This window comes from Pseudomonas lurida, from assembly GCF_002563895.1.
GTDB classification, from domain to species: domain Bacteria; phylum Pseudomonadota; class Gammaproteobacteria; order Pseudomonadales; family Pseudomonadaceae; genus Aquipseudomonas; species Aquipseudomonas lurida.
This window is the reverse complement of sequence record NZ_PDJB01000001.1, coordinates 6,143,290-6,155,614: the sequence shown is the minus strand read 5'-3', so window position 1 is coordinate 6,155,614 and position 12,325 is coordinate 6,143,290. Positions and strand designations below refer to the sequence as shown.

The 12,325-nt window shown below is 62.7% G+C and carries 9 protein-coding genes; all 9 read right to left on the bottom strand.

Translation table 11 applies throughout. The features are described from left to right. Positions 1–10: 10 nt before the first annotated feature. Entirely contained in the window at positions 11–1,954 is a 1,944-nt protein-coding gene (locus ATH90_RS28185; protein WP_034110327.1) for a type VI secretion system Vgr family protein, read from the bottom strand. A 158-nt stretch (positions 1,955–2,112) separates the two neighbouring features. Further along, the gene (tssH, locus tag ATH90_RS28180) at positions 2,113–4,785 is read right to left on the bottom strand and encodes a type VI secretion system ATPase TssH (RefSeq protein ID WP_098467589.1); all 2,673 of its coding nucleotides are present in this window, start codon (positions 4,783–4,785) and stop codon (positions 2,113–2,115) included. Next, complete coding sequence (gene tssG / locus ATH90_RS28175) at positions 4,778–5,821, bottom strand: type VI secretion system baseplate subunit TssG (RefSeq protein ID WP_034110324.1); 1,044 nt, start codon at positions 5,819–5,821, stop codon at positions 4,778–4,780. Before tssG ends, tssH begins: the two co-directional genes overlap by 8 nt. Further along, entirely contained in the window at positions 5,785–7,644 is a 1,860-nt protein-coding gene (tssF, locus tag ATH90_RS28170; RefSeq protein WP_098467588.1) for a type VI secretion system baseplate subunit TssF, read from the bottom strand. The genes tssG and tssF overlap by 37 nt, the downstream gene beginning before the upstream one ends. Further along, positions 7,641–8,156, bottom strand: coding sequence for a type VI secretion system baseplate subunit TssE (tssE, locus tag ATH90_RS28165; RefSeq protein WP_027608263.1), 516 nt, complete (start codon positions 8,154–8,156; stop codon positions 7,641–7,643). The genes tssF and tssE overlap by 4 nt, the downstream gene beginning before the upstream one ends. Positions 8,157–8,246: 90 nt before the next feature. Continuing rightward, on the bottom strand, positions 8,247–8,735 hold the full coding sequence (locus ATH90_RS28160) for an Hcp family type VI secretion system effector (RefSeq protein ID WP_005792512.1): 489 nt from the start codon (positions 8,733–8,735) through the stop codon (positions 8,247–8,249). Between the two features lie 171 nt (positions 8,736–8,906). Next, positions 8,907–10,403, bottom strand: coding sequence for a type VI secretion system contractile sheath large subunit (gene tssC, locus ATH90_RS28155; protein WP_010207548.1), 1,497 nt, complete (start codon positions 10,401–10,403; stop codon positions 8,907–8,909). 2 nt (positions 10,404–10,405) lie between these two features. Next, complete coding sequence (tssB, locus tag ATH90_RS28150) at positions 10,406–10,912, bottom strand: type VI secretion system contractile sheath small subunit (protein ID WP_010207547.1); 507 nt, start codon at positions 10,910–10,912, stop codon at positions 10,406–10,408. A gap of 54 nt (positions 10,913–10,966) precedes the next feature. After that, positions 10,967–11,986, bottom strand: a complete 1,020-nt coding sequence (gene tssA / locus ATH90_RS28145) for a type VI secretion system protein TssA (protein ID WP_069078573.1) — start codon at positions 11,984–11,986, stop codon at positions 10,967–10,969. Positions 11,987–12,325 lie beyond the last annotated feature (339 nt).

The following is a 12,325-nucleotide window of genomic DNA, read 5'->3' as shown; positions in this document are numbered from 1 at the left end:
TCGGATCTCGTTATTGGCCGGAAGGCGGCTTGGGAAACATGGAATTGACGGCAGCGTCGATTTCGCCTTTGACCCCTTGGCCCATGGGCGTAGTGCCGCCCTTACCGCCAATGTTCAGGTGCAAGTTGCCCCCGGTGTTGATCTCGGAGCTGCCTTCGGAGTACACGTTAATCTGCACGCCGGTGAGGTTGATCTGCCCGCTGGCGTTGAGCTCCAGCACGCTCTTGCCACAGACCAGACGCAGGTTTTCACCCACTTCAATCAGGTAGCTCTTACTGATGGCATCGGTCTTGCTGAACCCCACCATGAGCATGTCGTCATGCTTGACCGCACGCACGCGGTCGTTGCCGACCGTTACTACCTCGTCATGCCCAATGCTCTTATTCCGGTCATGCCCCACAGAGTGGCTTTCGTCGACTTCGACGACAATGTCCTGATTCCGCTCGGCGTGGATATACAACTGCTCCAACCCCTTCTTGTCCTCCATGCGGATTTCATTGAAGTTGGCGGGTGTGCCGCCCTTGCTCGAGCGGCTTTTCATGCCGCTCTGGGTGGCGTTTTCCGGCAGGTCGTAAGGCACGGTCTGCTCGGCGTTGTACACGCGGCCGGTGATGATCGGCCGGTCGGGGTCGCCCTCGAGGAAGCTCACAATCACTTCCTGGCCGATTCGTGGGATCTGCATCGAGCCCCAGTTCTTGCCGGCCCAGGATTGCGACACGCGAATCCAGCACGAGCTGTTTTCGTTGGATTGGTCGTGGCGGTCCCAATAGAAGTGCACCTTCACGCGGCCGTACTGGTCGGTCCAGATTTCCTCGCCCTTGGGGCCGACCACCAGCGCGGTCTGCGGGCCTTTGACGATAGGGCGGTGGGTGTTGGCCAGCGGGCGGAAGCTCTGCTGGGCGTCGATGCAGGTGAGGCTGCTCTCGAACTGTGCCGAGCCCGAGCCGCCGCCGCTTTCCAGGCTTTCCTGGACGATGTAGTAGCGGCAGCCGACGATCAGGTATTCGCGGTTCTGGTCCTGGCGGCTGAAGCCGGTGAGGCTGAACAAATGCCCCGAACCCAGGCCCCGTGCATTGCCGCTGAACTCGATCTGTTCGTGCAGGGTTTGCAGGGCTTCGATGCGGGTGCGGGCGTAGTGTTCGCCGTCTTCGCTTTGCACGTAGGTGCCGGGGTAGTCGTACAGCGGGTAGTCACCGGCAGTGTGCGGGCGCGGCATGGCCGAGCGCACGTCGATGCTGGCGCTGGGGCGCTGGAAGTCGTAGTCGTTGAGCTCCAGCGAGCCGGGCTGCACCTCCTGCACCAGGTGCCAGTTGTGCATGTGGTCGCGTTCGCGCTGCTGCTCGTCCTTGGGGTAGTAGGGGATCGACGCGTAGCCCGGCACCGTGGTGTGGGCGCCGTAGGCGTCGGCCAGCACCAGCACATGGCGGTCCTGCTCGTGGCGGAAGAAGTAGTAGATGCCTTCCTGCTCCATCAGGCGGCTGACGAAGTCGAAGCTGGTCTCGCGGTACTGCACGCAGTATTCCCACTCGCGGTACGGCCGGCTCAGGGCGTCTTCGAAGTCGGAAAAACCCAGGTCACGGAACACCTGCTTGATGATCTGCGGGATGCTCAGGTTCTGGAAAATCCGGCAATCGGAGGTGCGGCTGAGCAGCCATAACCAAGGCCGCAGCGTGACTTGGTAACTGGCGAACTGACCTTGGTCGATGTTCTGGCTGCACCGCGCGACGATGCCGTGGAAGTGCCGCTCGCCGCCGTCCGCCAGTTGCAGGCCCACGCTCATGGGCTTGCCGAGCAACTGGTTGAGGTCGATGTTGGCGTCCAGGGACGTCAGTTGTAGCTCGTAGTTGAACAGCCGCCCCAGCTCTTCGCCACCGCCCATTTCATTGAGCAGCAACACATCCGGCCCCAGGGGGCTGGTGATCTTGGCCAGGCGTGAGGCTTGGTTGAATAGCATCGCTTAACCCGTAAATTGCTTAATAACTGTAGGAACCGGCTCCAAATGTGGGAGCGGGCTTGCTCGCGAATGCGGTGAATCAGCCACCGGATGCGTCAACTGACACACCGCCTTCGCGAGCAAGCCCGCTCCCACAGTTTTAATCGCATTCCGTCAGGTCAATCGTTGAACTGGTAGTGCAATTCGTTATCCCGGCTGCTGATGCGCACACCCGCCAGCGCCTTGCCTTCGAGCATGCGCGTGAGGAATTCACGGCTCATGTCCGGCAGCAGACTGTTGGTGAGGATGGTGTCGATCATGCGCCCACCGCTCTCGGTTTCGGTGCAGCGCGAGACGATCAGGTCGACCACCGCGTCGTCGTAGTCGAAGGCGACCTTGTGCGTACTCTCCACGCGCTTCTTGATGCGGTTGAGTTGCAGGCGGGTGATCGCCTTGAGCATCTCGTCGCTCAATGGGTAGTAAGGAATGGTCACCAGGCGACCGAGCAGCGCCGGCGGGAAAATCTCCAACAGCGGCTGGCGTAGGGCCTTGGCGATGTCTTCCGGCTCCGGCACGTTCGCCGGGTCTTTGCAGACCTGGGAAATCAACTCGGTGCCGGCGTTGGTCGTCAGCAGGATCAGGGTGTTCTTGAAGTCGATCACCCGACCCTCGCCGTCTTCCATCACGCCCTTGTCGAACACCTGGAAGAAGATCTCGTGCACGTCCGAGTGGGCCTTTTCCACCTCGTCCAGCAGCACCACGCTATAGGGCTTGCGCCGCACCGCTTCGGTCAATACACCGCCTTCGCCGTAGCCGATATAGCCCGGCGGTGCGCCCTTGAGGGTCGATACCGTGTGGGCTTCCTGGAATTCGCTCATGTTGATGGTGATGACATTCTGCTCGCCGCCGTACATGGCTTCGGCCAGTGCCAGGGCGGTTTCGGTCTTGCCCACGCCCGAGGTGCCGGCCAGCATGAACACACCAATGGGCTTGCTCGGGTTGTCGAGGCCGGCGCGAGACGTCTGGATGCGCTTGGCGATCATCTGCAGGGCGTGGTCCTGGCCGATGATGCGTTTCTTCAGGTGTTGGTCGAGGTTGAGCACGGTTTCCAGCTCGTTGCGGGCCATGCGGCCCACCGGGATGCCGGTCCAGTCGGCGACCACCGAGGCCACGGCCTGGTAGTCCACGGTTGGCAGGATCAGTGGGGTTTCGCCTTGCAGGGTGGTGAGACGCTGTTGCAGGTCGACCAGTTGTGCACGCAGTTCATCGCTGTCGTTGTGACCGGAAGCGCTGTCCACCACACCGGCTTTTTCGCGCAGCGTTGCGCGGGTGGCGAGCAGTTCATCCACCAGTGCTTTCTCTTCGGCCCAACGGCTTTCCAGAGTCGCCAGGCGCTCGCGCTCGGCCGTCAGCAAGGCTTCGCTGTTGCTCTGGCGAGCACCAATCGCAATGCCGATGGCATGCTCGCGCGCGATGATTTGCAGCTCGGTTTCCAGGGCCTCGATGCGGCGGCGGCTGTCGTCCACTTCGGCCGGCACTGCGTGCAAGCTGATGGCGACGCGGGCGCAGGCGGTGTCCAGCAGGCTCACGGACTTGTCCGGCAACTGGCGCGCCGGAATGTAGCGGTGAGACAGCTTCACCGACGCTTCCAGGGCCTCGTCGAGGATCTGCACCTGATGGTGTTTTTCCATGGTCGACGCCACGCCGCGCATCATCAGCAGCGCCTTGTCTTCCGATGGCTCGGCAACCTGCACCACTTGGAAGCGGCGGGTCAGGGCCGGGTCTTTCTCGATGTGTTTCTTGTACTCGGCCCAGGTGGTCGCGGCCACAGTGCGCAAAGTGCCGCGTGCCAGCGCAGGCTTGAGCAGGTTGGCCGCGTCGCCCGTGCCGGCAGCGCCACCGGCACCCACCAGGGTGTGGGCTTCGTCGATAAACAGGATGATCGGCTTGGCCGAGGCCTGTACATCTTCGATAACCTGGCGCAGGCGCTGTTCGAACTCGCCTTTCATGCTCGCGCCGGCTTGCAGCAGGCCTACGTCGAGGCTGCGCAGTTCCACGTCCTTGAGTGCCGGAGGCACGTCACCGGCGACGATGCGCAGGGCGAAGCCTTCGACCACGGCGGTCTTGCCCACGCCGGCTTCACCGGTGAGGATCGGGTTGTTCTGGCGACGACGCATGAGGATGTCGACCAGTTGGCGGATCTCTTCATCGCGGCCAACAATCGGGTCGAGTTTGCCGCTACGGGCCTGTTCGGTCAGGTCCACCGTAAAGCGCTTGAGCGCTTCCTGCTTGCCCATCGCGCTCGGCGCCATCGCGCCGCTGGCCTCACCTGGCACGGCGCCGGCATTGAAACCGTCGCTGGCGCTCAAGGCATTTTCCGGCGAGTCGCCGACGTATTCATCGAAACGCTCGCTCAGGGCTTCGGCCTTGATCTTGTCGAACTCGGAAGACAGGCCCAGCAACGCATGGCGCAGGCTTGGGGTCTTGAGAATGCCGAGTACCAGATAACCGGTGCGCACCTGGCTTTCGCCGAACATCAGGCTGCCGTAGACCCAGCCGCGCTCTACCGCTTCTTCCACATGGGACGACAGGTCAGTGATCGACGTCGAACCGCGCGGCAGGCGGTCCAGGGCTTCGGTCAGGTCACGGGCCAGGCGCGCCGGTTCGACGTTGAACTGACGGATGATGCGGTGCAGGTCCGAGTCCTGCAGTTGCAGCAACTGGTGAAACCAGTGGGCCAGTTCCACATACGGGTTGCCCCGCAGTTTGCAGAACACGGTGGCGGCTTCGATGGCCTTGTAGGCCACGCTGTTGAGTTTGCCGAACAGTGCGGCGCGACTGATTTCACCCATGCTCTGGATTCCTTGAGGTGGTGGCGTGGTCGGCGTAGTGCCGGGCCAGGATTAGGTCGTTGGCGTCATGCTCGGGCTTGCCGAGCCAGGTATTGAAGCCCAGGCGGAACTGGCCGTTGAGTTGCAGCGCTGGCACTTCGGGTTGTTGCAGAATCAGGTTCAGGTCCCAGTCCAGTTCATGGCCCAGGTACTCGGCCACCCACGCCACCAGCTCGTTGAAAGCCTGGCGGCCGGGCAGCATGCCCATGTAGTCATCCAGCTTGAGGGGGCCCAGGCGGATACGGAATTTGTGCTGGCGGTCCCACACGAAGCTGCCCAGGCAAACGTCCACGCCCAGGCGGTTGGCGCTCACGCCCACGCGGCTGCGTTCAGGCAGTTCCAACCACTGGCCGACGTACTCTTCGATCTCTACCGGCAGGCCGAAGTACTCGCCGAGAATGGCTTTCAAACCGTCCGGGTAGCGGGTTTGCGCCGAGAGGTGGCCGCTGTAATGCAGCTTCGCGGTATCCGGGATGAGCCCCTGGTTCAGCAGGCTCGGCATGCCACGGCCACTCAGGGCGGCGAGGCGTGCAGACCAGTAGTCATCGTCCGGGCGGTCGTGGCTGACCGTCGGCCGCGCTTCGGCCCAGGCCCGGTAAAACAGGCTCAGCAGACGGTGGTGGAACACGTCCAGGAATTGTTTGCTGGTGCTGTCGGCATTGTTGCGCTGACGTTCGCGTACATACTCGGTGATATGCAGCGGCAGCGGGCCATTGGGGCCGCCGAGGCCAAAGAAGAACTGCTCAAGCCGCGCCGGCTTGCCGTCGCCACCGGGATCGACCGATGCCAGCGTGGCCGGGGCGAACGTGCAATCCGCCTGTTGCCCCAGGCGCAACGGGTCATCGGCCAGGCGCAGGGAATGGCCCAGGCGCGGCAGCTCAGGCGATTCGCACTCGATACGCCGCAACGCCTGGAAGAAATCGTATTCCCAGGGCTCCTGATGCATCGCATCCAGGGTACTCACAGGGTCGGACGACGTCCGGGCTTGGCTTTCCATCGCATGATCTCGCCGCGTTCGGTGGTACGGATCACCGTCTCGGTAAAACTGTTGATCGACACGTAGCGTGCCAGGAAGCGTTCCAGCACTGCACCGAGCAGGAACACGCCGGTGCCGCGAAACGCGTTTTCATCGAATTCCAGGGTGATCTCCAGGCCGCGCCCAAACACGATCGGGCCGGGCATCGGCAGCCGGCGGGTCACCGATTTGCTGCTGACGTCGCGCAGCCCTTCGATCTGCAATTGCAGGGCGGCGTCGTTGCTGTCGCCATACAGGCGCAGCAGTTCGCGCAAGGCTGCCGCGCCCTGGCCCTGTTCGCTCAGGGACAGATAGTTGAGCGACAACTGGCTGATCAGGCGCCAGGCCTTGGCGTCATGGGCGTGGCTGGCGCGCGGTCGGCTCGGGCCGGCCACGCAGCGCACGGCCAATACCGGGGCGCTGTCGGCCAGGGTGAAGTCAGTCTTGCCGTTGCCCACGCTCATGAACAACGGCAGGTCACGGTTGGTGCACAGCGCGGTCACGCCGAGCTGGCGCAGATCATGACGGTAAGGCGCTTGCCCGCTGTCCACCAGGCTGACAAAGGTTTCACTGCCCACGTACGTGGAACGCGGGCCGTTGCGGCGTTGGTCGCTGGACAGCACGCGCGGCTCGCGGCGCACGGTGTAATAGGCCTGGTCGCGGCCATAGCGCGACGGGTCGCGCACCGCATAGAACGGCAAGAACGGCTGTTCCGGCCCGGTGCCATGGCCGGTGATGCCACTCAACGAATGAATCTCGAAATCCATCGGCCGCGTACGGTCGGCGATCACATGGTGTTCGTTCACCCGGTCGGACAGGTGGATACGGTCTACGCGCTTGGGAAACAGGTTGATCGCCGGGGTGCAGAACGGCAGGAACTGCGCCGCGCCGACGCTGCCTTCCAGGCTCGGCTCGTGGCGGTCGAACAGCACGATCAGCTCCAGTTCCTGGCCGTCGCAACGCTTGACCGCGCGGCTGAGCTCGGCGAACTCGACGAACAGGAAACGGTGGGGCAGGGCGAAGTATTCCTGCAGCAGGCGATAGCCCTGGAACGCACGCGCCACCACGGGCATGGCCGCGTCGGCGTCATCAAAACCCCGAGAGCGCAGGGCATCTTGCGGCAGGCGCTCTACCCAGTCTCCGCCAGGCTTGCGTGCAAACACCGCACAGGCGTTGCCCAGCAGTTGCTCGTAAAGGCGGAACGGTTGCTCGTCGGCACCGCTGAGGTACAGCGGCAGGTTATCCAGGTCGAGGCTGTTGAAGGGCAATTCGGCGCCGGTGCGCAAGGTGAGGCGCAGGCCGGCCTTGGCTTTCGGCTCACTGGCCGCCAACCGGCCCAACACGGCGGCGGGGTTGCCGAAGTACTCGGCATTGCTGACCTGCAGCGGCCACAACGTCACCGGGTGCGCGGTGCGGTATTCGCAGCAGGTCTGGGTCTCACGGCCCAGGGCGGCACGCAATACGGTGTCGCGGGGCAACGGGAAACCGCTGGTCAGCGAGCCTTCGTCGGGGTCGGTCTGCAATTGCACCACGGTCATCGACGGCGTCGGCGCCAGGTAGTGCGGGTAGGCGATTTCCAGCAGGTTATGGGTGAAGGTCGGGTATTCGGCGTCGAGTTTGAGCTGCACGCGGGCGGTGAGGTACGCGAAACCCTCGAGCAGGCGCTCAACGTACGGGTCGGCGCAGTCCATGCCGGACAGGGTCAGCCGACTGGCGATCTTCGGGTATTCCTTGGCGAACTCCGCGGCGCTTTCGCGCACATGGTGCAGTTCCTGGTTGTACAGCTCCAGCAGGCGCGGGTTCATGGGCGCCTCCGCTGGTCGGCGTTGACCACACGCACATGCCCGGATTCCAGGTCGAGGTCGGTTTGCAGCAAAAGGCGCAACGGCACCGGCTGTGCCCACAGGTCGCCTTCGATTTCGAAACTCAGGGCGTTGTGATTCATCTCGCCATGGCCGACACGCGCCTTGACCCGCAGCGTATGGCGCAGGATGCGTGGCTCAAAGGTGGCGATGGCCTGGTAGATCAGGGCTTCCAGGGCCTTGATGTCGACACTGGAAACGCTGTTGCCCGCCAGCGCCGGCAGGCCGTAATTGACCACCGAGGTGCCGGCCTGGGTGTGCAGCGTGGCATCGGCATCAAGCAACGACGTGGTGTTGAGCAGCCACGCCAGGTCGCGCAGTACCGAGGCTTTCAATTGGGTCAGGGACAGCACGCGTTTGTCGGCGCTTTCCTTGGGGTTGGTCGGGTCGTCGTCAGTCAGCCGGTCCAGCAGGGACGGTTGCAGACGGTCGCGGGAAGCGATTTCAGTTACCACCAAAGCAGCTCCACGGACGGGTTGTGAGGGGGACGGTTGGTGAGCGGGGAGGCCTGGGGCCGTGGCGCGCAGCCACGGCCACCAGAGCTATCAGCGCTTGGTGTTGGAGCGGATGTTCCAGCCGAACTTGATCGCGCCGCCGTCTTTGGTGCCGTCGGCTTTCTGCGGCTGGTAGTCGACCATCACTTGGGCAAAGTTCAGGGTGACGTTCTCGGTCAGTCGGTCATCGGTACCCGAACCGCCCGTGCTCAGCGAGGTGACCAGCACTTCTTCCAGGTTGATCACCATGTACTCGACCTGGCTTTCGCCGCCGGCCTTGCGCACGGTCAGCTTGACCTTGTCGATGTGCTTGCCGCTGGCGCAGTGCATCATCAGGTTCGGCGAGGCCTTGTCGACGTACTTGGTCAGCGACAGGTCCTGGATATTCACCTTGCCCGCGCCACCACCACCACCCACGTGCATGTTGCCGGACTGGGCCATGCCCCAGCTCCAGTTCAGCACGTCGATTTCGTCCTTGTGGGCCTTGTCCATGGACTCGCCCTTGATGTCGCCGATCTTGATGAAAATATCAACAGCCATGTTTTCTCCCTGTGTGGTCTCAGCCACGATATTTGTTTAAGCCCAATGGGCAATGCTTTTCTGTGGGAACTGGCTTGCCTGCGATTGCATCACCGCGGCCTGGCTGGCAGACCGCGGTGATGCAATCGCGGGCAAGCCCGGCTCCCACAAAAGAGCCGGCTCATGCGGGGTTTACGCGCTTTTCGCCGAAGGCAGCTTCGATACCAGGCGCAGCGACACGGTCAGCCCTTCGAGCTGGTAGTGCGGGCGCAGGTAGAACTTGGAGTTGTAGTAGCCTGGGTTGCCTTCCACTTCTTCCACGATCACTTCGGCGGCAGCCAACGGGTGCTGGGCCTTGGTGGTTTCGGTGGAGTGCGCAGGGTCACCGTCCACGTAGTTGAGGATCCAGTCCTGCAACCAGCGCTGCATCTCGTCCTTCTCTTTGAAGGAACCGATCTTGTCGCGAACGATGCACTTCAAGTAGTGGGCGAAACGGCAGGTGGCGAACAGGTACGGCAGGCGTGCGGCCAGGTTGGCGTTGGCGGTGGCGTCCGGGTCATCGTATTCGGCCGGTTTCTGCAGCGACTGCGCACCGATGAATGCGGCGAAGTCGGTGTTTTTCTTGTGCAGCAGCGGCATGAAACCGTTCTTCGCCAGTTCCGCTTCGCGGCGGTCGCTGATGGCGATTTCGGTCGGGCACTTCATGTCCACGCCACCGTCGTCGGTCGGGAACGTGTGGGCCGGCAGGTTTTCCACTTCGCCGCCGGACTCGATGCCACGGATGCGCGAGCACCAGCCATAGTGCTTGAACGACCGGTTGATGTTCACGGCCATCGCGTACGCGGCGTTGGCCCAGGTGTACTTGGAGCTGTCGGCACCGTCGGTGTTTTCTTCGAAGGCGAACGCTTCCACCGGGTCAGTCTTGGCGCCGTACGGCAGGCGTGCCAGGAAGCGCGGCATGGTCAGGCCGATGTAGCGTGAGTCTTCCGATTCACGCAGCGAACGCCAGCCTGCGTATTCCGGGGTGGTGAAGATCTTGGTCAGGTCGCGTGGGTTCGACAGTTCCTGCCACGAGCCCATGCCCATCACGGTCGGCGACGCTGCGGCGATGAACGGGGAGTGCATGGCGGCGCAGACTTTCGACAGCTCGCCGAGCAGTTCCACGTCGGGTGGCGACTGGTCGAAGTAGTAGTCGCCCACCAGGCAGCCGTAGGGCTCGCCACCGAACTGGCCGTATTCTTCTTCGTACATCTTCTTGAAGATCGGGCTCTGGTCCCATGCGGTGCCCTTGAATTTCTTCAGGGTCTTGTGCAGGTCCGGCTTGGAGATGTTGAGCACGCGGATCTTGAGCTGCTCATCGCTCTCGGTGTTGTTGACCAGGTAGTGCAGGCCACGCCAGGCGCTTTCCAGTTGCTGGAAATCCTGGTGGTGGATGATCTGGTTGACCTGGGCGGTCAGCTTGGCGTCGATGGCGGCAATGATCGATTCGATCGACTTGATCGCGTCATTGGACACCAGGTCGGTTTGCGCCAGCGCCTGTTCGGCCAGGGTGCGCACGGCAGTTTCCACGGCTTCGCGGGCACGCTCGGTCTTGGGCTTGAATTCTTGCAGCAGCAGGTTCGCGAACTCGCTGGCTTCTTCGGTGGCACCCAGGATCTGGGAGCCTTCGCGGGCGGTATTGTCAGTCATGATTACTGGTCCCCTGCAGGCTTGGGCGCGCTGGCAAGTGCCTGGAGCAGTGCCGGGTCCTTGATCGCCTTCATGATGATTTCTTCAGCGCCAGTCTTGCCGTCCATGTAGGTCAGCAGGTTGGCCAGCTGGGTGCGGGCTTCGAGCAGTTGGTTCAGCGAGTCGACTTTGCGGGCCACGGCGGCCGGGCTGAAGTCGTCCATGCTTTCGAAGGTGATGTCCAGGCTCAGGTTGCCTTCGCCGGTCAGCTCGTTAGGGACGTGGAACGCTACGCGCGGCTGCATGGCCTTGAGGCGCGAGTCGAAGTTATCGACGTCCACTTCAAGGAATTTGCGGTCGGCCACCGGCGCCAAAGGCTCGGCAGGCTTGCCGGCGAGGTCGGCCATCACGCCCATCACGAAGGGCAGCTGGACCTTTTTCTCGGCGCCGTAGAGCTCGACGTCGTACTCGATCTGCACTCGAGGCGCGCGGTTGCGCGCGATGAATTTCTGAGAACTTTGCTTCGCCACGTTGCTGCTCCTGGTCGCTTGAGCGACGGTGTTGTTACTGCGCAGTCGAGCGGCTTACTCGCCGTCCGGGCCACGCAGGTTTTCAAATTGGGACATGCCGTCGGGAATCAGATTGCGCACGATGGCCGCGAAGTCGGCGTGCACCAGATTCTTCGCCCGGTTCAACAGCACCGGCAGCGGGCTCGAAGGCTCGTGCCGGGTGTAGTACGCAAGGATCTTGTCGAGGCTGCGCAGCACATCGTCGCGGCTGGCGATATCGCCAACGGGGCGCGGTGCTGCGGGGGCGGCGGCGACGTCGACCGAGGGGGCATTGTCGTCACTGACGGCCTCGGGTTCGCTGCTGCCGGCGGTGCCTGGCACCGCTTGATTGAGTATCTGCAACGCCTGCTTGAGCGGTTGCTTCAGGGCACTGAGGTCCACGCCCTGGGCGGAACCGACCTGGTCGTTGACCTGTTGTTCGATGGCTTCGCACGCCGCACGCGCTGCAATCAGGGCGTCGCGGGTAGCCTGCAGTTGCTCGGGGTCGCTGTCGAGGAACGCGGCGTTGAGCTGCTGGGCGCCGAGCTGTTCATCGGGAAAGCTCAACAGGCCACTGGCGTTGAGCGCCGCGCGCAGGGTCACGGGGCCGAAGGTGCGTGAGCGTGTGAGGACACTTTCGCGCAGCAGGCGAATATTGGTGTCGCAGGTCAAGCCGGTGAGGGCGTTGATGCGCACGGTGGGATCGTTATCGTCGTCGGCGTCCAGGCGCGGATGCAGGTCGGCCCAGTAGTCGCGCAGCAAGGCATCGATCAGCGTCAGCGCTTGCGCCAGGCCGGCCACACCCTGGAGGGCGAGGGCGCTTTGCAACAGGAAATGGGTGATACGCAGGTCTTTGCTGCGTGCGAGCAAGTCGAGGCTTTGCTGCTGGATGCTGCGCCATTCCGGCGGTTCAGCGGGCAGGATCGAGTCGCCCATGCTGCGCTCGGGTTGGCCCTTGGCATCACGCTCCAACTGCAGAAATTGCGCGTCATATTCCATGTCTTCGCCACAGGGCGAAGTCGCGGAAACGGCGGTGAGCAGCAACGGCACATCCACTGAATTTGATCTCCCTATCAGCCCGTTAGATGGCGGGCAATTCATGCATTAGTTGCGCGAGGAACTTTGCATGTTTTCTTGGTCATATAAGCGAGGCGCCATTAATGTGCCATCACTGGTATTCAAGAAGTTGTGCATTTTTGGTGTAGTACTTAGGCCTTGTCAAGGTAAGCTATTCGCCCTCTGTGACAGATGTGCGGTGCTTAACAACCTGCGCGACTGGTGAGTCGAACGACGCACCGGGACAGGATTTTTGTCATAGAGCCCAGTTAAGATCAGCGATCATGCTGGCATTGGCAGGTTTTAGACGGTCGATTGTTCGACCGATGGCGATATCCC

What these genes read in the sequence shown, in the direction of transcription:
- ATH90_RS28185 (WP_034110327.1), bottom strand. Translation starts at nt 1,954, where the DNA reads ATGCTATTCAACCAAGCCTCACGCCTGGCCAAGATCACCAGCCCCCTG.
- ATH90_RS28160 (WP_005792512.1), bottom strand. Translation starts at nt 8,735, where the DNA reads ATGGCTGTTGATATTTTCATCAAGATCGGCGACATCAAGGGCGAGTCC.
- tssG (WP_034110324.1), bottom strand. Translation starts at nt 5,821, where the DNA reads ATGGAAAGCCAAGCCCGGACGTCGTCCGACCCTGTGAGTACCCTGGAT.
- tssF (WP_098467588.1), bottom strand. Translation starts at nt 7,644, where the DNA reads ATGAACCCGCGCCTGCTGGAGCTGTACAACCAGGAACTGCACCATGTG.
- tssC (WP_010207548.1), bottom strand. Translation starts at nt 10,403, where the DNA reads ATGACTGACAATACCGCCCGCGAAGGCTCCCAGATCCTGGGTGCCACC.
- tssH (WP_098467589.1), bottom strand. Translation starts at nt 4,785, where the DNA reads ATGGGTGAAATCAGTCGCGCCGCACTGTTCGGCAAACTCAACAGCGTG.